This is a genomic window from Peribacillus sp. NPDC097895, assembly GCF_050277555.1.
Taxonomy (GTDB): Bacteria; Bacillota; Bacilli; order Bacillales; family DSM-1321; genus Peribacillus.
Genome location: NZ_JBNNSH010000003.1, coordinates 478,310 through 499,690, shown reverse-complemented (window position 1 = coordinate 499,690; position 21,381 = coordinate 478,310). Strand labels below are relative to the sequence as shown.

General features: G+C 41.8%; 17 protein-coding genes and 1 pseudogene. 9 read left to right on the top strand and 9 right to left on the bottom strand.

Annotated elements, in window-relative coordinates; all coding sequences use genetic code 11:
- Positions 1–38: 38 nt before the first annotated feature.
- On the top strand, positions 39–995 hold the full coding sequence (gene msrB / locus ACQKMH_RS18665; RefSeq protein WP_427588927.1) for a peptide-methionine (R)-S-oxide reductase MsrB: 957 nt from the start codon (positions 39–41) through the stop codon (positions 993–995).
- A 22-nt stretch (positions 996–1,017) separates the two neighbouring features.
- Positions 1,018–1,875: an STAS domain-containing protein gene (locus ACQKMH_RS18660; protein ID WP_427588926.1), complete on the top strand. Its 858-nt coding sequence runs from the start codon at positions 1,018–1,020 to the stop codon at positions 1,873–1,875.
- A gap of 66 nt (positions 1,876–1,941) precedes the next feature.
- On the opposite strand, the gene ACQKMH_RS18655 is transcribed toward ACQKMH_RS18660, so the two are convergent.
- The 4 genes from ACQKMH_RS18655 to ACQKMH_RS18640 form a co-directional block, all read right to left on the bottom strand.
- Complete coding sequence (locus ACQKMH_RS18655) at positions 1,942–3,594, bottom strand: glutamine--tRNA ligase/YqeY domain fusion protein (protein WP_427588925.1); 1,653 nt, start codon at positions 3,592–3,594, stop codon at positions 1,942–1,944.
- Between the two features lie 382 nt (positions 3,595–3,976).
- On the bottom strand, positions 3,977–4,717 hold the full coding sequence (locus ACQKMH_RS18650; RefSeq protein ID WP_427588924.1) for an amino acid ABC transporter ATP-binding protein: 741 nt from the start codon (positions 4,715–4,717) through the stop codon (positions 3,977–3,979).
- 11 nt (positions 4,718–4,728) lie between these two features.
- Entirely contained in the window at positions 4,729–5,394 is a 666-nt protein-coding gene (locus ACQKMH_RS18645) for an amino acid ABC transporter permease (RefSeq protein ID WP_063234250.1), read from the bottom strand.
- Positions 5,395–5,420: 26 nt separating this feature from the next.
- Positions 5,421–6,200 carry a transporter substrate-binding domain-containing protein gene (locus ACQKMH_RS18640; protein WP_427588923.1) on the bottom strand — a complete coding sequence of 260 codons (780 nt, stop codon included), beginning with the start codon at positions 6,198–6,200 and terminating at the stop codon, positions 5,421–5,423.
- Positions 6,201–6,658: 458 nt separating this feature from the next.
- Between ACQKMH_RS18640 and purU the strand changes: the two genes are divergently transcribed.
- A complete protein-coding gene (gene purU, locus ACQKMH_RS18635) occupies positions 6,659–7,561 on the top strand; it encodes a formyltetrahydrofolate deformylase (protein ID WP_377355319.1) in 903 nt (300 codons plus the stop codon).
- A gap of 55 nt (positions 7,562–7,616) precedes the next feature.
- Here purU and ACQKMH_RS18630 read toward each other — a convergent pair whose 3' ends face one another.
- The 3 genes from ACQKMH_RS18630 to ACQKMH_RS18620 all read right to left on the bottom strand — a co-directional run bounded on the left by ACQKMH_RS18630 (position 7,617) and on the right by ACQKMH_RS18620 (position 10,244).
- Positions 7,617–8,276, bottom strand: coding sequence for an SIMPL domain-containing protein (locus tag ACQKMH_RS18630; protein WP_427588922.1), 660 nt, complete (start codon positions 8,274–8,276; stop codon positions 7,617–7,619).
- 140 nt (positions 8,277–8,416) lie between these two features.
- Positions 8,417–8,611 carry a YwbE family protein gene (locus ACQKMH_RS18625; protein ID WP_057914066.1) on the bottom strand — a complete coding sequence of 65 codons (195 nt, stop codon included), beginning with the start codon at positions 8,609–8,611 and terminating at the stop codon, positions 8,417–8,419.
- Between the two features lie 112 nt (positions 8,612–8,723).
- Positions 8,724–10,244, bottom strand: a complete 1,521-nt coding sequence (locus tag ACQKMH_RS18620) for an FAD-dependent oxidoreductase (protein WP_427588921.1) — start codon at positions 10,242–10,244, stop codon at positions 8,724–8,726.
- Positions 10,245–10,750: 506 nt separating this feature from the next.
- Here ACQKMH_RS18620 and ACQKMH_RS18615 point away from each other — a divergent pair.
- The 3 genes and pseudogenes from ACQKMH_RS18615 to ACQKMH_RS18605 form a co-directional block, all read left to right on the top strand.
- Positions 10,751–11,649, top strand: a pseudogene (locus tag ACQKMH_RS18615) (IS1595 family transposase); the annotation flags it as partial.
- Between the two features lie 742 nt (positions 11,650–12,391).
- Positions 12,392–13,585, top strand: a complete 1,194-nt coding sequence (locus ACQKMH_RS18610) for a ParM/StbA family protein (RefSeq protein WP_427588920.1) — start codon at positions 12,392–12,394, stop codon at positions 13,583–13,585.
- Between the two features lie 8 nt (positions 13,586–13,593).
- Complete coding sequence (locus ACQKMH_RS18605; protein ID WP_427588919.1) at positions 13,594–14,136, top strand: hypothetical protein; 543 nt, start codon at positions 13,594–13,596, stop codon at positions 14,134–14,136.
- A gap of 98 nt (positions 14,137–14,234) precedes the next feature.
- On the opposite strand, the gene ACQKMH_RS18600 is transcribed toward ACQKMH_RS18605, so the two are convergent.
- Positions 14,235–15,527, bottom strand: coding sequence for an NCS2 family permease (locus ACQKMH_RS18600; protein WP_427588918.1), 1,293 nt, complete (start codon positions 15,525–15,527; stop codon positions 14,235–14,237).
- Positions 15,528–15,834: 307 nt separating this feature from the next.
- On the opposite strand from ACQKMH_RS18600, the gene ACQKMH_RS18595 reads away from it, so the two are divergent.
- From ACQKMH_RS18595 to ACQKMH_RS18585, 3 genes are read left to right on the top strand one after another with little or no spacing between them, the layout of a single operon-like run.
- On the top strand, positions 15,835–17,382 hold the full coding sequence (locus ACQKMH_RS18595; RefSeq protein WP_427588917.1) for a DEAD/DEAH box helicase: 1,548 nt from the start codon (positions 15,835–15,837) through the stop codon (positions 17,380–17,382).
- 15 nt (positions 17,383–17,397) lie between these two features.
- On the top strand, positions 17,398–18,306 hold the full coding sequence (locus ACQKMH_RS18590; protein ID WP_427588916.1) for a phosphotransferase: 909 nt from the start codon (positions 17,398–17,400) through the stop codon (positions 18,304–18,306).
- Positions 18,307–18,339: 33 nt separating this feature from the next.
- Entirely contained in the window at positions 18,340–19,527 is a 1,188-nt protein-coding gene (locus tag ACQKMH_RS18585; protein ID WP_427588915.1) for a class I SAM-dependent methyltransferase, read from the top strand.
- Between the two features lie 116 nt (positions 19,528–19,643).
- On the opposite strand, the gene ACQKMH_RS18580 is transcribed toward ACQKMH_RS18585, so the two are convergent.
- Positions 19,644–21,194 (bottom strand): ABC-F family ATP-binding cassette domain-containing protein, encoded by a 1,551-nt coding sequence (locus ACQKMH_RS18580; protein ID WP_427588914.1) that lies wholly within the window; start codon positions 21,192–21,194, stop codon positions 19,644–19,646.
- Between the last annotated feature and the right edge of the window lie 187 nt (positions 21,195–21,381).

Here is a 21,381-nt window from a genome sequence, read left to right as displayed (position 1 = left end):
TGACTGGTCATGAAATGGAAAAGGGAGTGAGGAGGACAATGAAGGAGGAGAATGAAACGGCAATCTTTGCTGGAGGCTGCTTTTGGTGTATGGTTGCTCCCTTCGATGAAATGGATGGAATTATTAGAGTGACATCGGGTTATACAGGCGGTAATTCAGTCGCACCAAGTTATAAACAGGTGATTACTGGTTCGACTGATCATGTTGAAGCGGTTCAAGTGGTATTCGATCCATCAATCATTTCCTATAAAGCATTATTAGAGATATTTTGGAAGCAAATTGATCCTACAGATGACGGTGGACAGTTCTCCGATAGAGGAAGGCAATATAAGGCAGCCATTTTCTATCTTAATGAACGTCAGAAACAAGAGGCAGAGCGGTCAAAGGAAGATTTAATGATGAGCGGGCGGTTTGAAAAACCTATTGTGACGGGTATTTTACCATCAGGGCAATTTTACGCGGCTGAGGAATACCATCAAGATTTCCATCGAAAAAATCAATTTCGTTATGCGCTGTATCTTAGGGGATCAGGACGTGATGCTTTCATAAAAGAAAATTGGCCTAAGGATAATGCACATCTTAGAACGACCTTAACCGAGAGTCAGTTTCATGTCACCCAGGAAAATGGCACGGAGCCTCCCTTTGAAAATGCTTATTGGAATAACTTTGAAGAAGGCATTTATGTGGATGTCGTTTCTGGGGAGCCTCTATTCAGTTCAAGGGATAAGTATGATAGCGGATGTGGGTGGCCGAGCTTCACGAAGCCCATCATGTCAGCAAGTGTCAATGAAAAAGTGGATCTCAGCCATCGGATGACCCGGACCGAAGTACGCAGCAGGGATGCTGATTCACATCTTGGACATGTTTTTCCTGATGGCCCCAGTCCTAAAGGCACGAGATACTGCATAAACTCTTCAGCCCTTCGATTCATCCCTAGAAATGAAATGGAGAGAGAGGGATATGGCGATTTATTATTGCTTTTTAAAATGAAATAAATAGTTAGATAGGGGAACAAATATGAACAAATTAGATGAGGATTTATACCGATACATACTTGATAACTCTTCCACAATTACAGAAAACTGGCTGGCTTTACGCGAAAGGCAGATTGGGTCGATCTATTCAGTGGATAGTGATGAAGGAGTTGAGGAGCTCCTTTGGAAACAGAACACGTTGACCATCAAGACAGTGACCAATGCTTTACTTGAGGATAAAACGGCTTTTGTAGAAAGTATGGATCAGTGGGCAACACTCGTCGCGAAAAGCAGGGTTGAATCGGATACGCCTATTTATGAAGTATTGGAAGCGCTTAATAAGGTGCGGGAAACATACTGGGGTTTTATCACTGACTATATGCTTCAGGATGATGTGGAAATTACGAAGGAAACAATCATTCGGTGGAGCCAGCTTATTAATCGCGCATTCGATCAATTGAACCGCGAGTTCACTGTGCAGTATTATCTTTTGACAAGTGAGCGTTTGCGAGCTCAACAGAATCTGATAAATGAATTAGGAGCACCTGTCATTCCGATTGTTGACGCCATTGCGGTATTGCCGTTAATCGGTGAAATCGATACCTTCCGTGCAAAGGAAATTTTGGATAAGACTCCAATCAAATGCATTAGCAAAAATGTTTCTCACTTATTCATCGATTTATCGGGAGTCTCCCTTTTGGATACGATGGTTGCCCATCAGGTCTACCAATTGATAAGTACCCTGAACTTGTTAGGCATACAATCGACCATTTCAGGAATTCGCCCTGAAGTGGCCCAGACATCGATTCAGTTAGGTCTTGATTTTAGTCAGGTTTCGACTCATGGAACACTAAAACAGGCTCTTGCCAAGCAAGGGATCAAACTTTACGAGGGTAATTGATAGATGTGGGTTGAGAGTGAAAAAGAACCAGAATCCTACTTAGGGACCTGGTTCTTTTCGGTGATTTTATAATTTAAAGGAACTTTTCAATCCAACAATTTGGTTGAAGACCAAGTGATCGGCGCTAGTGAGTTTGGAATCAACATTGTAATAGCCATGTCTGAAGAATTGGAATTTATCCTGAGGCTTAACATCTTTCATGTTAGGCTCGACAAACCCTTGTAAAATTTCTATGGATTCAGGGTTTACCCGCTCCAAGAATGATTTTTCTTCTTCCTCTTCATTTTCCTTATCCAAAATTAAAGGCTGGTAATTACGGAACTCTGCTGAAACGGCTTGTGAAGCTTCGACCCAGTGCAAAGTACCTTTTACTTTACGGCCAGTGAAACCAGATCCGCTTTTCGTTTCAATGTCATACGTGCAGCGAAGTTCGATGACGTTGCCGGCTTCGTCTTTTATCACTTCTTCACATTTAATGAAATAAGCATGTTTTAAACGGACTTCATTGCCCGGGAAAAGTCGGAAATACTTTTTCGGCGGGTTTTCCATGAAATCGTCCTGTTCAATATATATTTCACGTGAGAAAGGAATTTGTCGCGTGCCCATTTCCGGAACCTCCGGGTTGACCTCAGCATCCAGCCATTCAACCTCTCCTTCCGGATAGTTGGTGATGACCACTTTAAGTGGATTTAGAATAGCCATTGTCCGTGGAGCTTTCAGCTTTAAGTCTTCCCGCACGAAATGATCGAGCATTTGAGAGTCTACGACACCGCTGGTTTTTGCAACACCAATCTCTTGGCAGAATGCACGAATCGCTTCGGGTGTATATCCGCGTCTTCTAAGGCCTGATACGGTAGGCATCCGTGGATCGTCCCAGCCATCCACGAAGCCCTCATCGACAAGCTGCTTCAGTTTTCGCTTGCTCATTACGGTATTGGTCAGGTTAAGACGGCCAAATTCATATTGTTTTGGTTTGCTTTCCATTTCACAATTCTCAACGATCCAGTCATAAAGCGGGCGTTGATCTTCGAACTCAAGTGTACAAATGGAATGGGTGACACCCTCGATGGCATCCTCAATGGGATGAGCAAAGGCATACATTGGGTATATGCACCATTTGTTGCCTGTATTATGGTGTTCAGTATGGGAAATACGGTATATAACAGGATCGCGCAGATTAATGTTAGGTGAGCTCATATCGATTTTTGCACGCAATACTTTTGTGCCGTTCTCGAATTCGCCGCTGCGCATCTTTTCAAATAGTTCAAGGTTTTCCTCGACTGTTCGATTGCGGTAGGGGCTATCTTTCCCCGGCTCGGTCAGCGTTCCGCGATATTCACGGATTTGGTCGGCATTAAGGTCGTCCACATATGCCAGTCCTTTGTTGATGAGCAAGACAGCTCTTTTATACATTTCATCGAAATAGTCGGAAGCGAAGAAAAGGTTATCCCAGTCGTAACCAAGCCATTTAACATCTTCTTTAATGGAATTGACATACTCGATATCTTCTTTCAATGGATTGGTATCATCGAATCGAAGGTTTGTTTTACCATTGAAATCATCAGCTACTCCAAAATTCAATATGATTGATTTGGCGTGTCCGATATGTAAATATCCATTTGGCTCAGGAGGGAAGCGGGTGATGATATGATCATGTTTTCCGGACTCTAGATCATCTTTTATAATATTTTTAATAAAATTCGAAGAGTTATTTTCCAACAGAATTCGACCTCTTTCATTTATATACTTCTTTTAATTTTACCTGTATATATACCATAAATACAGATATTTTTCCATGTTTGAGCCGGAATCGGGGTTTTGGGATACGTTCTGAAACCATTTCATTAAGTATTTAGTTTGTGCAATCAGTTAAGAAAATATCCCTGAAACTTTTATCTTTTAATCGAGGAAACTATCTAACTGGCAATGAAAGAAGCGAATCCCAGACTGGTTTATATACAAAATAAGCAATACAGGAATTTACGCCTGTATTGCTTATAATGATGTCCGGGCTCAAGGCCCGGATATCGGTGGAGAATACCGAAATCTCCACGGTTAAGGCCGGATTATCGGCAATGAAGAACGAATTGTTCCCGCCAGATCAAAAGACTGTCGTTTGCAAGAACTCTTTTGTCCGCTCTTCTTTTGGATTTGTGAAGAATTCTTTTGGCGGTCCGCTTTCGACAACCCTCCCATCATGCATGAAGACAATCCAATCGCCAACTTCACGGGCAAAGCTCATTTCATGTGTAACGACTACCATTGTCATCCCCTCCAACGCAAGTTCCTTCATCGTAGCCAGAACCTCCCCGACAAGTTCGGGATCCAGAGCGGAGGTAGGCTCATCAAAGAGTAGGATATCAGGTTTCATGGCAAGGGCGCGGGCTATGGCAACACGCTGTTTCTGGCCGCCTGAGAGCTTGCTTGGATAAACATCCGCTTTATCTGATAAGCCGACTTTGGCAAGCAATGCTTTTGCTTCTTCAATCGCCTGTGCCTTCGGGACCTTTTTGACGTGAGTCGGCGCTTCGATGACATTCTCAAGGACGGTCATGTGCGGGAAGAGATAGAAATGCTGAAAAACCATTCCGACTTTCTCACGGATTTTATTAATATCATGGGTACCCGGTGTGACCTCCGTTCCTTCAATGAGGATTTGCCCGCTGTCTTTCTTCTCTAAATAATTCAAACAGCGGAGCAGGGTGCTTTTTCCGGAACCGCTTGGTCCGATCAGACAGACTACATCGCTATCCAGTACCTTCATATCAATATCTTTGAGTACATGCAGGTTTCCATACGATTTATTTAGATTCCTAATGCGAATCATTTCTTTTTGTTCCATTTCAATTCCCCCTATCGATCACTTATGGACAGTTTCTTTTCGAATAAATTGACGATAATGGTCAGGAATGCCACAAGAATCAAGTAGTAGACCGCTACAATCAATAAATACGTCATTTCATCGAAATTATTCGAACCTAACGTGGTGGCTACGTTAAACAGCTCATTCATGGATATGAAGGCTGCCAGTGATGAATCCTTCAGTCCGATGATGAATTGGTTGCCTAGCGGCGGCAATGCGCGACGGAAGGCCTGAGGCAAGATAATTCGTCTTAATGCGAGTGAATTGCTCATGCCAAGAGAGCGTCCGGCTTCCATTTGGCCTTTGTCGATCGATTGAATCGTACCACGCAATATTTCGGAGATATAAGCCCCATTATGGAAGGCAAGGGCAAGTGACGCCGCCCAGAAGTCTGGTAGTAAAAAGAGATTGCTGATACCGAAATAGAGTATGAATATCTGTACGATAAGTGGTGTTCCCCGTACCAGGAATACATATGTATCTGAAATCCACGCAAGAATTTTTATATTGGATATTTTTAAAAGTGCAAATAGCAACCCGATGACGATTCCTACCAATATGGAGACTACCGTCAGTTCCAAAGTGAGGAGCATGGCTCGGATGAATACGTCTGAGGAGCTAAATAATGTATCAAAAAAATGTGAAAAACTTGGCAATGTAATGACTCCCTTTCTATCAATCTTTATTCAGGCTTTGTTGTGATATCCTCACCAAAGTACTTTTTGCTGATTTTTGCAAGTGTTCCATCTTCCCGGAGGTTTTCAAGTGCTTCATTGATGCGTGCAAGCAGCTGTGGGTTGTCGTTAGGCAGTACGATGGCCTGCTCGCTTCGTTCGATCAATTGTCGTCCTTCGATGTCGAAACCTTCCTTGGTCGCTTCCTTGCCGGTTACAAAGTCGGTGATGACGGCATCATGACGTCCTCCGCTCAATGCTTTAAGGGCGGTGATATCACTGTCATAGGTTTTTACATTGTTTGTATACTTTTCTGCTGTGGTTGCGTATGTGGAGCCTTTAGAAGCCGCAACTTCCTTTCCCTTTAAATCCTCCACTGTTTTAATATCACTATCTTTACGGACGAAAATTTGAGGACCTGAGTAGTAATAAGGGGTGGAGAAGGCAACATGTTTACTTCGTTGTTCATTGATCGTATGACTGGCAACCGCGGCATCTGCCCGACCGGTTTTGACACCTTCCACGATACCTTTGAATTTTATCCGTTTAGGCACCGGCTCTAAATCGAGTTCCTTGGCAATGGCATCGCCGACTTCAATATCGAATCCTGTTACGGTCATGTCATCATTGACATAACTGAATGGTTTGAATTCACCTGATGCAGCGAAAACAAACTGATCCTTATTGATCAGCTTACTCCCATCCTCTAGCTGGTCTTTTTCAGCGCAGCCGGACAAAAGTCCAAGAATGACCAGTATGGATAGAATGAATGTAACGGATGATTTCATGATAATTTCATTTCCCCCTTTGAAAAAAACTAATCGAATGGTCTATACCCTTATGAGGTAGTGGATAACCTCAATCACTAGGGAAATTATCCTGAAGTAAAAAAACTTGGACATGCACAGACCATTTTTTCATAAAAAATCCCTTTTATTATGCACTCTTAAAGGTTCTCGGCCTTTGCCTTCATTTCCTTTAAATTCACCAGTTATTTATTGGAAGAATGATAGTGCCTTTTAATAGAGGATGAGAACTAATGGTATCTTTTCATTCTCATAACTAGATCACTTCTATTATTTAGCTTGTCTAAAACATTAGTAAAAGATATCCGGGAATAGTATCTATTAAAAAGGGGATAAAATAGTAGCGGCCTTCACGCAAATCCTTAATTAATTGACTGACTTTAATTTTGCCTATGAATTGAAGTATAATGTAGCAAAATAGAAGAAGGGCAGTTGGGAAAATGGTGAGCAACTTTGTGCAAGAGCAGTTAGAGGAATTTCGTGAAAAAAATCAAGATAGAGGCCGTTTAATTATAAAATGTCCGGACCAACCAGGGATTGTTTCGACAGTTACGGCCTTTCTTAAAGAATATGATGCAAATATTGTCGAGTTGAGCCAGTATTCGTTGAACCCTGAGGGCGGCACCTTTTTTACCAGGATTGAATTCGATTGCCCAGGATTAAAGGATAGGGCAGCGGATATGGAAGTGGCCTTTCATGAAGTTTCGACAAAGTTTTCGATGGAATGGACACTTAATCATGTGAGTGATTTGAAGAGGACGGCAATCTTCGTCTCCAAAGAACCGCACTGCTTACTGGAATTGCTCTGGGAGTGGCAAAGCGGGGATTTATTAGCCGATATTGCGCTAGTCATCAGTAATCATGAAGATACGAGGCAAATTGTCGAATCGATGGGGATCCCTTTTTATTATATTCCTGCAAATAAGGATATACGCAAGGAAGTGGAGACAAAGCAGCTTGGACTTCTGGAAGAATACAATGTAGACCTAATTGTACTAGCTAGGTATATGCAGATCCTGACGCCGGATTTCGTAGCCGCCCATCCAAATAAAATCATCAATATCCATCATTCATTTTTACCTGCATTCATTGGTGCAAGGCCTTATGAAAGAGCATATGACCGCGGGGTCAAGCTGATAGGGGCGACTTCTCATTATGTGACGAATGATTTGGATGAAGGACCAATCATCGAGCAGGATATTGAACGTGTGGATCATCGTGATTCTGCAGAGGATATGAAGAAAATCGGTCGTTCCGCTGAACGCAGGGTGCTGGCACGTGCCGTTAAATGGCATTTGGAGGACCGGGTCCTTGTTCATGAAAATAAAACGGTAGTCTTTTAAAGTGAAAAACCCCCTTTGGTTTGCTCCAAGGGGGTTTTTATATGGAATGAGTGCTTTAATACGTATACTCGACTCTTACTGAGGCAGTGATGTTCAATTCTCCAGGCTGAATCGGGGTAGTCGCCATTTTTGAAAAGGTACTTGTTTGGTAAAGCATTGGAGTTGCCGTTTCAGATACCTCTTCAACCTTAGTAGGGACTGGGTTCAGTGAGATTCCCAGTGTTCGAGCCATCGAGAGTGCTTTTTCGTATGCATTATTTAAAGCGAGCGAGAGTGCTTGGTTATAGTAAGCTTCTGGATTGGATAAGGAAAAGCGGATGCTTGTTATTGAGTTGGCACCGCTTCTGACTGCCGTGTCGATTATGCTGCCGATTTTTTCGATGTCGGTCGTTTGGGCCTGGAGGATGTGCTGGACTTTGTAGTTCTTGAACAATTCTTTTCCGTCAATATAATCATATTGTGGATCGATTCTGTAATCACTCGTTTTCAATTGCTCTTCAGGAATGCCAGCGGATTTAAGTGATTCGATGACATTTGCAATTGCTTGGGAATTGGCCTGCTGGGCCTTTTGCGGGTCTTCATCCTCTGTTATGACCCCAAGGGTGATCGTCGCTTGATCCGGGGCAGCAGAGAGCGTCTCTGAGCCGGAAACTTTCAATGTATGTTCATCATTTCGGTAATCATTCCGATCAGGGGCATTATATTCTTGATTCATTTTGACACCAGCCTTTTTAAAAGAGATAATCTCAACCCTATTGTACGAAGTATGAGCGGGAAACATGATTGAAATATCCACCTCGTTAACGATTCCTTCTGAAAATCAAAAAAATACACTCGGCCTGGACCGAGTGCACATTACTTATGAATGACTTGAACCCTGCCAACCTGGCCATCAGTCAATCTTACTTTAATTCCATGAGGGTGACTGCTGGAGTTGGTTAAAATATCCTTTACAGTGCCGCTCGTCAGTTTTCCGCTGCGTTGATCCGCCTTAAGTACAATGTCCACAGAGGTGCCTGGTGTAATATCTTTTCGATTTTTACCATTCATATTCGATTCAATCCTTTTTAGAGTTATTTGCAACCATTCGTTCATGCAGTAACTTTAGTATAAGGAAAACAGCAGACCTAGTCGACTATTAGATAAAATCACAAATTGACCATTAGCGTATTTTTTTCAATGGTTCGACAGCAGGGCCATTTAAAACTTCACCAGTGATAGAGTAGCGGGAGGCATGGCATGGGCAGTCCCAAGTACGGTCGCCGCTATTCCATTCAACCTCGCATCCCATGTGTGTACATGTGGAATCGACTATATGCAGCTGGCCATCATGATCACGGTAACACCCAGCTTTGTCTCCATTCACCTTCACGATTGCCCCTTCATCGATGCCTAAGTCTTCTGGCGTTTTATCAATGACGGCCAATTTGCCTTTAATCAGATGCTTCGCCACATCAGCATTATCTTGAATCATATTTTTCACGCCTTTTAAACGGGCAGGATTATACAATTCCGCATACCGGTTATCTCTTTGCAAAATCCGGTCAGTCAAGATTTTGGCAGCAATCGATCCATTCGTCATTCCCCATTTCGCATAGCCGGTAGCTATCAGGACGTTTTGATGATTGGGTGTCACTGGACCGACAAAGGGGATATTATCCGGTGTCACAATATCTTGTGCCGACCAGCGGTAGGGAATGTCCTTCACATCGAAATACTGGGCACTGAAGTCCTTCAGGGCTTCATAATGCTCGATTGTCGAGATTCCCTGCCCCGTTTTATGGCCTTCTCCGCCAACCAGTATAAGTTTTTCCCCATTGTCCAATTCCGTATAGCGAAGGGAACGGGTAGGGCTGTCGGCACTGTAATACATCCCACCAGGATATTCCTGTTCAGTCTTAATTCCAAGTACATATGATCTTTTTACATGAACACGGGCAAAGTATAAGCCCGCTTCATCATTAAAAGGAAAGTGGGAGGCGACGATAACCTGATTGCTTTTGATAGTATGTCCGGTATCCGTCAGAACGGTTGGTGGATCGCCGTCTTCAATCTTCATTGCCGTGGTCCGTTCATAAATGGTGCCTCCTGCTTCGAGAATTGTCGAAATGAGGGCAGTTAAGTATTTTAACGGGTGAAACTGTGCTTGATCTTTCATGATCACAGCAGCTTTACAAGGAATGGAGAATGGGATTTCTTCTGCATAATCGCCTCGAATCCCAAGTTTTTGATAGGCTCTCAGTTCTTTTTGAATTTTGCTTTTATATTCATCCGTATTTGCGTAAATATAGGCATCCTGTGCAGTCAGATTACATTCAATGGAATGTTCCTCTATCAAGTCTTTGATTAGGTCCATTCCATCAGTATTGGCTTCATAATAAAGTTTGGCCTTCTCTTCACCATGGTCAGTGATCAACTGGTCGTAAATCAGGCCATGCTGGGCCGTGATTTTTGCTGTAGTGTGTCCTGTTGTTCCAGTAAGGATTTCGCCTGCTTCAATCAGTGTGACTTTAACACCTTGTTTAGCTAGTAAATAAGCTGAAGTGATTCCAGTAATTCCACCACCTACTATTAAGACATCAGTGGTTATATCTGTATCTAGTTTAGAAAAAGAAGGGAAAGTTAACGCACTGCGCCAATAGGGTTCCGGAAATCGGGGAAGGTCTGTATTTTTTTCAGTCATTTGAATACCTCCATACAGTTCAGTTAGTGAATCGTCCATTTATTACCATACCCAAATCCGCATTTTATACGCTAATTTTTGTAAGAAGAAAGATTAAAAAAATACATTATTTGGTTTGTTTACAAATATGTATACATGTAAACAAAAATAGATGGGAAGTACACAAATATGTATACATGTTTACAAACACGTACACATGGCTATGTATAAGGTGTATACAAAATTGTTCCTTTTGTAAACAATTTGAAAACAGTTCGACAAATATAACTACAACTAATGAAGGGTTGACTATCGTGGAAACTTTTTCAGCCTCCAGAATCGTGGAGAGGAGGGCCGTTAAAAATTTTAGAGGGGTGAAACTGTGCTTGGATCATGGAAGATTTACAAGGAAAGGAGAAAGGGATTTCTTCTGCATAATCCCCGCGAATGGCTAGTTTCGATAGGTTTTGCTATGTTAAAGTTCTTGGTTGTTTTTTAATAAACCGTAATCATTTGTGGTATCCTGGAAGTTTTATCACGGCTTTCATTGCCGACATTGTGGAAGTATGTCAGTTGTTTGCTAGGGTAAGCGAAATGGTCGTCAACGTTATAAGTGCAAAGTGTCTTGAATTGAGCTACCATTTGACAAACTCCCCTATGTATCGTTCGAAAAAGGCAGACAAATGGATCGGGTTTATTGAATGTATGCTGAAAGGTTTATCTCTTCGTAAAACTGCTGAAATTATTGGTATTACTCACGTAACTGCTTTTACTGGAGACATAAAGTGTTATCAGCTCTTGTGAAAGAAAGTGTGGGTACATTTGAAGGAATAGTAGAAGTAGATGAAACCTATTTCTTAGAAAGTCATATAGATCGAAAGGGTATTTCGAACCGTAAATCAAGAAAACGTGGTGGCTCAGCTACTAAGAGAGGTATCTCCAATGAACAATTCTGTGTCTCGGTCGCAATAGACCGAAACAAAACAACCCTCTCGAAGTGTGTCGGTTCAGGTAGAATTCTAACAGAGCAAATTGATACAACCCTTACAACGTATTTCCAAAGTGATATGGTGCTTATTTCTGATGCTCATCATTCTTATAAATCTTATTCGACTAAAAACGATGTTGAACACATTATCATAAATGGCAGTAAGAAAGAATACGTCAAGAAAGGCATCTATCATCTTAATAATATAAATAATTACATTCCCGACTAAAGAAATGGTTGAGTCGATTTAATGGAGTATCTAAGAAATATTTACAGCTATATTTAGTGTGGTTTCTGTTCCTTGACAATAGAAAAATGGAAAGTGATTTGAGTAAGAAAAAGGTAATGCTTATCATAGCGAGTGTTCACGGAACTTGGGAAACCGCAGAAACGTTAAGACTTAGAAACACCGCCTTCTATTTCAAATTGGAACATTAAAATGAGCTGTCAGTTTACTAAAGTAGCAAGTTAGTTGAACAAAATTTTCACATTTAATCACTAATAAGAAAAATTTGTTTTATATTAGGATTGGAGATTTTATCAATTGATTCTTGATACTCTTCTTTCTTATGCTAGGTTATAAACATCTTATGCCTTTTCAAATCATCAATTAACCCCGTAATCGATGTTCCTATATATTCTTCATCCGCCAAGTAATAATCGCTTACTTTCAGGGGAGACCTTCACAATCTCATATTTATTTTAGCATTAATATCAGGATGACCAATAGAAACGCTTTTAATTTCACATAGGATATAGTTATTTACAAAATATCAACCTGTACCTGTAACATAGCCTTGAATTTTACTTTTATATTCATCGGTATTCGCTTGAATATAGGTGAGTTGTCCATTTATTACCATAACCAAACTCGCTATTTATACGCTTATTTTTGCAGGGAGAAAGATCAATTAAAAATACAATATATGGTTTGTGTACAAAAGTGTATACGTGTAAACAAAAAAAGACACATCGTACACAATTACGTATACGTGTGTACAAACGCGTACACATAGCTATATATAAGGTGTATACATATTTGTTCCTATTGTAAACAATTTGAAAACAATTCGACAAATATAGCTATTACTAATGAAGCATTGACTATCGTGGAAACTTTTCCTATCCTTAAAGGGAATGCTTCACTAAATTTTTTTCTATAAAAAGGGGATGTTTTTAGATGAGTTCTAGAATCGCAGCAGTAGACGTAGGAAATGATGCTATCAAAGCTATTTTTGGAAAGCTAGAGTCTGAACTATATATACCAAATGTCATTGCAAAAGACATAGAGGACCGTCCGGTCATTGGGATTGAGGAACTTAATGAAAAAAACCCATTGGAAGGGATTCATATTAGGGTCCATTCACCGGCTCTGCAAGACAATAATGCGATTTATCGCGTTGGAAACTTGGCAACAAAAAGTGATAATCCAACAGAACTTGATTTAGGAAGCAGTAAATCGGAAGAAGATCAAACATTAGTCATGCTTTTTGCGGCTTTGGCATTAGACGCTGCCAAGTTGGGGAACAACGATACATTCAAAAAAGTGAATAACGTTGTGGAAGCCAACTATACGCTTGGAACAGGGTTGCCACTTCGGGAGGTTAAAGAAGGGAAAGACGTTGGGTACCGCTCGAAATTACTTGGTTCCGTCCATCAGGTGGAATTTTTAATTACTCCTAAATATCAAGGCATGAAGGTGAATATCAAGTTCGATGAAGTGAAAGTCTATCCAGAGGGCTTCGCTGCATACATAAATTTGGTCATGGATAAAGATTTGAATATCATTAACCGTGAATTAATAGATAGAAGAATACTCATTCAGGATATCGGTGGATTATCGACGGATATCGCGGTCATTAAAAATCGTAAGGTCGACGATGACAAGGCGCAAGGATTCAATTTAGGAGTAGCTGAAGCACTTGAATCGATTCGTGAAGAAATCAGGAAGAAACATGGTGTCGAGTTGGATAGCAGGCGCGATGTCGTTGAAATCATCACGAAGAAAAATGATCGTAATCATATTATGGTTCGCGGAAGCAGGACAAGCGTTCATGATATCGTTGACCGCATTTTAGGTGAACTTGCCAAAAAGCAATATCGTCACCTGCGTAACGTATGGCAAAAAAATTCTCAAACGGAAATCTGCTATTTTGTCGGCGGGGGATCGATTGTCCTGAAAGATTACTTGAAAACATTGAATCAAAATTTTGATGGCTACAATATAGACTTTTTCGAAGACGAGCGGGAAAGCGTTTGGATGATGGCAAACGCCTATTATAAATTGATTTCCGATTTCAACCGACGGAATTCAAAGGAACAGAATCAATCCCAGCAAAAGAAGAAAGAACAAAGAACGGGTTCTATTAAATAGGTGAGAGAATGAAAAAAACAGCTTCTTCTGAAATTAAAAGAGGACAAGCCATCACTTTTCGTATTCCTTCGGATGTATCAGATTATACGTTAAGACAGCTGCAGAAATTGAAGGAAACGGAAAGAAGGAATTTTTCCAGTAAAATTGCCGAGTATGTTCTCGATGGAGTCGGGCAATCCACCCATCAGGATCGGGAAATGATTGCCCTGCCCATGCCGAACAAGCTAAGCAAATCTCAGCGTGATTGGCTCAAGCATTCCCACTCAGAAGCTATGCTTGGAACGATTATGTACAACCTTTTATCCGATCCTCTACGCGCAACGGCCTTACTTGCCTCTTTGAACAGTAATGGATCGAATGATGAATCATTTATGCAGGCTGAGCCTGAAGAACAAGAAGCTGAGGAGGTCCGGGAGGACTTGCCTAAGAAAGATCTGGATGATTTTGATTGGAGTTTGGATGAACCCGCAAAACAAGAGGAAGAATCGGAACCGGAAGAGGAAAATCTTGATGATCTCCTGGGTGATTTCCTTGATCAAATGAACCAGTGAATATGTAGGAGGATATCTGACGACAAGTTGGATATCCTTCTTTTTTGGAAAGGAATTCATTAAAAAAAGAGGAACCTCAGGGGTCCCTCTTGAAACGATCAAGCTAAGAAAATCAGTTGATAGAGGAATAGAATCGCAAACATGTACACGAACGGATGCACTTCGCGGAATTTTCCTCTAGCCATTTTTAAAATGGGATAAGCGATGAATCCAAGTGCTATCCCGTTGGCGATGCTTGATGTTAACGGCATGGCGACAATGACCAAAAAGGCTGGAAATGATTCATCGAAGTGTGTCCAGTCAATTTCGTTTATGCTTTTGATCATCATACTTCCCACGATGATCAAGCTTGGTGCCGTGATTGCAGCTACATTTGAGACTGCCCCTATCAACGGGCTGAAGAAGGCGGTTATTAAGAAAAGGAGGGCCACTACAAGCGCGGTTAAACCTGTCTTGCCGCCTGCCCCTACCCCAGCTGAAGATTCAACCGAGGCAGCGGTCGGGCTTGTACCGAACATGGCGCCAACAGTAGTGCCGATGGAGTCTGCAAAAAAGGCGCTGCCGGATTTTTCTAGCTTATTATCCTTTAACAATCCTGCTTGACGTACAATCCCCAATAAAGCTCCGGTCGTATCAAACAGCATGACAAGCAGAATGGAGAAGACGACGCCATAAAGCCCGTAGTTAATGACATCCGCAATAGATGTGATGGGGTTGGCGACAATTATTCCTTCAGGTAATGAAGGTGTGGAGACTAGTCCATCTATTTTCAATTGACCTGTAAAGAAAGCGATTATGGCCGTCACGATCATTCCGATGAATATCGCTCCCTGCACATTGCGAACGATCAGTACGATCGTTATGACCAAACCAACCAATGTAAGCGCCACACTAGGGTCCCTGAAGCTTCCAAGGGTAACCAGGTTGGATTCATGCCGTGTTACGACACCTGACAAGCGAAGTCCGATAAAGGTGATGAACAGCCCGATTCCGGCACTGATTGCATGCTTCAAGTTATTTGGGATGGCCTCGATCAATTTTGAGCGGAAAGAGGTTAGGGATAAAAGGATAAAGATGATACCGGTGACAAAGACTGCAGAGAAGGCAACTGTGTATGTAATATCATGGGTTCCCAGTACCGAGTAGGCAAAATAAGCATTCAATCCCATGGCAGGCGCTATGATAATCGGGTAATTGGCTAATAGGGCCATGCATAGGGTCCCGACTATTATTGCAATTATGGTTGCTGTGAATGCCTGATCGAAAGGAACACCGGCATCAGAAAGAATCATTGGGTTTACAACGATGATATAAGCTAGTGTTAAAAAGGTTGTAAGCCCCGCAAGTACTTCCGTCTTGATATTTGAATCCCGTTCTTTTAATTTAAACATGCGGACACTCCTTTTTTATATACAAAAAATCCTTGCATAATTCTACAAGGAGGAGACGCTTACCCTTTTTCAAGTAAGTAGCTCGATTGTTATATGATAATAAATCCTATAAATTATATTAGAAAAGCAACTAAAGTACAATAGGATGAAAAATTTTAAGTGACACGTTTTCTCGAAAATAGATAATGATATACTAACAAATAGCTTAGAATAAGATAAATGACCTTAAGTTGAAGGAAGCTGCATGCCATTTCCCTTAAGATTTACTAGTTAATAAAATGAAGAAATTCAGAAAGTAGGACAATTCATGACAAATTTCATCGACCTTGGCGTCAGCCCGGCGATTAACATGATATTAAAGCAAATAGGAATATCCAATCCGACCCCTATACAGGAGAAAGCGATACCAGATATCCTTGCTGGAAGAGATGTCATCGCGAAGGCGCAGACAGGGACGGGGAAGACCTTGGCATTTTTGTTGCCAATCCTGGAAAAAGTCGATCCGGTTGCATCCCACATACAATCCCTGATCGTTACGCCAACTAGAGAATTGGCTTTGCAAATCACTGCGGAATTGAAAAAATTCGCTAATGAAATCGAAGAGTTGCAGGTGCTTGCTGTTTATGGCGGACAGGATGTCGAGCAGCAAATGAAGAAACTGACAAGGAATATATCTGTAGTGGTTGCCACACCAGGCAGGCTATTGGATCATTTACGTCGAGGCACCATTGATCTAACCCAAACTCAAACGCTCGTGCTGGATGAAGCTGATCAAATGCTCCATATTGGATTTTTGCCAGAAGTGGAAGAAATCATGGGACAACTTCCAGATGAACGCCAAACTTTGCTCTTTTCCGCCACGATGCCTGAACAAGTTCATCAACTGGCTAAACGTTACATGAATAAACCATTAACTGCCGCTGTAAAAGCTGAGCAAGTGACGGTCGAACAAATCAGGCAACTTGTCATCGAGACGACCGATCGTGCCAAACAGTCTTCATTAATTACCATTATCAAAGAAGAACAGCCATACTTGGCGATTATATTTTGCCGCACAAAACGTCGCGTTTCAGTTTTGAATGATGCTCTAAAAGCAGCAGGTTTCAATTCCGAAGAACTTCATGGGGACCTTTCACAGGCAAAGCGTGAGCGTGTCATGAAAAACTTCAGGGATGCAAAGCTTCAATACTTAGTGGCAACGGACGTTGCGGCACGAGGGCTTGATGTAGAAGGCGTGACCCATGTATTTAATTATGATGTTCCTGAAGATGCGGAAAGTTACATCCATCGAATTGGCCGTACAGGGCGAGCGGGTGAGAATGGCTTGGCTGTAACCTTTATTGCAACGAAGGATCTTCAGCTTTTAGGCGATATAGAAAAAGGGATTTCCATGAAGATCGAAAGAAGGAAGATTGAAGGAGTCACAATGTTCCAACCTGATGAGGTGGGACATAAAAAGAAACGATATGAAGATACCTCTGATGAGAGTGCCCGTCGACCACGTACAGGAGGGGGAAGACGCCATCGGGAACGGATAGATACGAGAGGACCGAATCGTGGTAGTCACCGATCTGTAAACCAAACTGACAATCGTGAAATCGAGAGGGAAAATCCACGAGGAGGCCGGATGGAAAACGGTCGTGGACCCAAACGTGAGGATTCACGGGGAAGTCGTTCGGAAGACAGCCGCGGACCAAGACGAGAGAACCCGCGGGGAAGCCGCACGGAAGATAGCCGTGGATCAATGCGTGACCATCCACGAGGAGGTCAACGTAGATCAACAACTAGTACACAGGGGCCAAGTAATCGCAGGGGTGGATCAGGAAGCAGCCCCAATAGAGGGAGAAACCGGTAAAAGGAGGAGACGGGTGTGGAAAAGCCTTGGTTGGCAGAATATCCAGTTTCCTTAGATCTGGCAGGGAAATTGATCAGGCTTCAGTTTCCAGAAATCGAGTTGAACGTGATCAAGCAACTTGGGGAGGGTTTCGATAATACGGTCATACAAATCAATGGGGAATTTGTATTCCGTTTCCCTCGACGCCCTATAGCAGTTACGTTGATTCAGGTGGAGAATCAGCTTTTGCCTTCAATTGCAGGTACACTGCCGCTTGATATCCCTGAGCCGGTCTATTTTGGGAAACCAAGTACCATCTATCCATATCCTTTTACAGGTTATAAAATCGTAAAGGGACATTTACCTGTAGAAGGATCTGTTGCAAATAAGGTAGAATCGGCAAAAAGATTTGCCCATTTTTTGAAAGTCCTTCACAGTTTTCCTGTAGAAAAGGCCAGGAGTTTAGGTGTGCAACCTGATGGATTGAGAAGGCTAGATGTATACTTTCGCCAAAAGTCACTAATGGAAAATGTCTCAACGCTATTAAAGCTAGGATACAATGAACAGGCTTATGCGGTTAAAGATTTTGTTGAAAGGCTAGGCGACGTGGATGTTCAACATCCCATTACACTCGTTCACGGAGACATTCATATCCGGAATGTTTTATTGAATGGCGAGGGTATTCTCACTGGTATCATTGATTGGGGAGATGTCCATATCGGAAACCCAGCCATTGATTTTTCCTTTTTATACAGTTATTTTCCTAAGGAGGCTCGCCAATCCTTTTTTGAGATCTATGGTGAAATAGAAAAGGAAACAGAGAGCTTAGCGAGGTTCAGAGCAATATATATGCTGGTTACATTACTCGTTTATGGCATTGACCGCCATGATGAAGAGCTGATTGCTATTTCGAGTATCGGTTTGAAATTTGCTATAGAAGAATAATTGTTATGCTCTTTTGATGTTTAGGAGGTTAATATGAAGGCGAGTTTTTATCATACAATCACATTAATGGGGAACATGTTGGATCAAGCTAATATTCCCTACCAATATACAAGTGGATCTGCTCTGTTCGTGCAAGGAGTGGATATTGAAGAGTATAAGAACATCAACCTGGATGTACAATGGGATGTCTTTAATGAGGCTATGGATCTTTTTTTCATATACTCCCCAACAAAGCTTGAAAAAAATCCAGAGACCTCTTCCTTTCTAATGGATGTTGAGGGGGTTTCTGTCACTGTTCGCTGCAGGTTCAACACGACCATTAAAACCGACCCCTATCGTTTGTCCATAAAAATGGGGGATATGGAGGTTTGGTGCACGTCATTGTACAGTTATTTATACGACGAAGAAATGAGAAGGTACAGTAACGAGATTCATGCTTATTTATCTGCCGAACAGCAGGGATTCACGGCGGAAAATGAACAGGCATGGAACCAGAATAATTATCTGGCGCTTGTCAATCGTTATGGCGATCCCGTAGAATTGGCATCCAAAATAAAGCAAAATCCAAAGTGGAGATTGCACCCATTTTATAAATATATGGGAGATGTAACCGGTAAAAAAATTACCCATCTAATGGGGTCGAATGGTGTTAAAGCAGTCGCCCTGTCCATATTGGGAGCCAAAGTGAAAGTTGTCGATTTTTCGCAGGAAAACGCAACATTTGCAAATGAGCTTGCCAATGGGGCCAATGTCTCCATCGAGTATATCGTTTCGGATGTTCTCTCTTTATCATCCGAGCATGAATCAGAAAATCAGGATTTGGTTTTAATGGAGCTTGGTGTGCTTCACTACTTAATTGATCTGGAGCCGCTTTTTGAAAAAATTAAAAGGATGTTGACCCCTGGAGGCCGATTCATCCTGCATGAATTTCACCCCATTTCAACAAAGCTCATTACTTCTAATGGTAAAAAGCATAAGATTACAGGCAACTATTTTGCTCCGGCAATCGAATACAATGTGGTCGCTTTTTCCAAACATATGCCTGATGAAGAAAAAGAGAGCCTTTCAAAAGTTGTACAGCGTAAATGGACAATCGGGGAACTTATAACGGCAATTGGTCAATCAGGGCTTGTCATTAAAGTACTCGAGGAAGAGCCGAATCATAAGATCCATGATATTGGCCTTCCGAAAACATATACTTTGGTGGCGGAACGGGTATGATCTGTAAGGTGAATGATTAAGGGATAAAGCTGACTGAATGAGCCTTTTTCAGTCAGCTTTTTATTTATTTCATAAGAAAGGGGATGCCGCTTTTCTGCGACATCCCCTTAAAAAAATTAATTTTGGGCCGACCATTCTTCTACATCCCATACTTTTGTAACCCAGTCTTCATAAAAATCAGGCTCATGGCATACAAGGACAATGGTTCCTTTATACTCTTTCAATGCACGTTTCAGTTCTTCTTTTGCAACAACATCCAAGTGGTTCGTTGGCTCATCGAACAATAGCCAATTGCTTTCGGTAAGCATAAGCTTACATAAGCGTACCTTGGATTGTTCACCACCGCTTAAATGGCTCATTGGACGTGTAATATGTTCATTTTTCAATCCGACACGAGCAAGAATGGCACGTACCTGCGGTTGGTCAAGATGCGGGAAAGCATTCCAGACTTCGTCGATCGGTGTCGTATTGCCTGCTTTCACTTCTTGTTCAAAATAAGAAGGAAAAAGGAAATCACCAAGTGATCTTTTACCGCCAAGAGGGTCAATTTTACCTAAAATCGTTTTTAAAAGCGTTGATTTCCCAACTCCGTTACAGCCGACCACGGCAATTTTTTCTCCTCGTTCGATGGTCATCGTCAACTTCGGAAGCAGCGGGCGGTCATAGCCGATTTCCATATCCTCGCCTTCAAATACATAACGGCTGCTCGCACGAGATTCCTTGAAGTCAAAGGTCGGTTTCATCGCAGTTTCAGGACGATCGATACGTTCCATGCGATTCAATTGTTTTTGACGGCTCTTTGCTCGACCGGTCGTTGAGTAGCGGGCTTTATTTTTTGCAATGAAATCTTCCTGCTTTTTAATGAATTCACGTTGTTTTTCATAAGCATTGATATGTTGGTTCTTATTCAATTCAGCAAGCTCAAGGAATTTTTCATAAGTCGCCGTGTAACGGGTCAATTTAGAAAATTCAAGGTGGAAAATGACATCGACAACGCCGTTCATGAACTCGGTATCATGCGAAATCAATAGAAATGCATGAGGGTATTCCTTTAAGTAGCTGCTCAGCCAGCGGATATGCTCCACATCCAGGTAGTTGGTCGGTTCATCAAGCAGCAGGACCTGTGGTTGTTCTAATAGCAACTTGGCTAGTAAAACCTTTGTCCGTTGTCCACCACTTAGGGCAGAGACATCACGGTCCAATCCAATTGCATCCAGTCCTAACCCGCGTGCCGCTTCTTCAATTTTAATATCCAGATTGTAGAAACCGCCTGCTTCAAGCTTGTCCTGAATTTCACCCATTTGTTCCAAGAGTTCTTCAAGTTCTTCTGGAGTGGCCGTCCCCATTTTCTCGGTTACTTCATTTAGTGCTTTTTCTTGCTCGAACAAAGGTAAGTAGGCATCCCTTAAGACGTCGCGAATCGATTTACCCTTTGAAAGTATCGTATGTTGATCAAGATAGCCATATTCGATACCAGGTGTCCATTCCACCCGGCCTTCATCATGGATAAGCTGTCCAGTAATGATATTCATCATCGTTGATTTTCCTACACCATTTGCCCCGACCAAACCTACATGTTCGCCGGCCATCAGGCGGAAAGAAACGTCCTTGAATAAGGTACGGTCGCCAAAGCTGTGTGCTAATTTATCTATAGAAAGTAAGCTCATTTATATTGAACCTCCCAATTAATTTGAAAAAATCCCTACGTTTCATCATACTAAAATCTGAACGGGATTGCTATCTAATCTATTAATTTACATATATGACCTTGGGCACATTCCCATCCATTCGGTATATTTTGAGTGGGAATGCTCATTTTTTCATGATGAATAATGGGAAGCTGTGCTTTATCGC

Coding starts and splice junctions, on each gene's coding strand:
- ACQKMH_RS18585 (WP_427588915.1), top strand. CDS start 18,340: ATGAAGGCGAGTTTTTATCATACAATCACATTAATGGGGAACATGTTG.
- ACQKMH_RS18660 (WP_427588926.1), top strand. CDS start 1,018: ATGAACAAATTAGATGAGGATTTATACCGATACATACTTGATAACTCT.
- ACQKMH_RS18595 (WP_427588917.1), top strand. CDS start 15,835: ATGACAAATTTCATCGACCTTGGCGTCAGCCCGGCGATTAACATGATA.
- msrB (WP_427588927.1), top strand. CDS start 39: ATGAAGGAGGAGAATGAAACGGCAATCTTTGCTGGAGGCTGCTTTTGG.
- ACQKMH_RS18610 (WP_427588920.1), top strand. CDS start 12,392: ATGAGTTCTAGAATCGCAGCAGTAGACGTAGGAAATGATGCTATCAAA.
- ACQKMH_RS18620 (WP_427588921.1), bottom strand. CDS start 10,244: ATGACTGAAAAAAATACAGACCTTCCCCGATTTCCGGAACCCTATTGG.
- ACQKMH_RS18605 (WP_427588919.1), top strand. CDS start 13,594: ATGAAAAAAACAGCTTCTTCTGAAATTAAAAGAGGACAAGCCATCACT.
- ACQKMH_RS18630 (WP_427588922.1), bottom strand. CDS start 8,276: ATGAATCAAGAATATAATGCCCCTGATCGGAATGATTACCGAAATGAT.
- ACQKMH_RS18580 (WP_427588914.1), bottom strand. CDS start 21,194: ATGAGCTTACTTTCTATAGATAAATTAGCACACAGCTTTGGCGACCGT.
- ACQKMH_RS18650 (WP_427588924.1), bottom strand. CDS start 4,717: ATGGAACAAAAAGAAATGATTCGCATTAGGAATCTAAATAAATCGTAT.
- purU (WP_377355319.1), top strand. CDS start 6,659: ATGGTGAGCAACTTTGTGCAAGAGCAGTTAGAGGAATTTCGTGAAAAA.
- ACQKMH_RS18640 (WP_427588923.1), bottom strand. CDS start 6,200: ATGAAATCATCCGTTACATTCATTCTATCCATACTGGTCATTCTTGGA.
- ACQKMH_RS18600 (WP_427588918.1), bottom strand. CDS start 15,527: ATGTTTAAATTAAAAGAACGGGATTCAAATATCAAGACGGAAGTACTT.
- ACQKMH_RS18625 (WP_057914066.1), bottom strand. CDS start 8,611: ATGAATGGTAAAAATCGAAAAGATATTACACCAGGCACCTCTGTGGAC.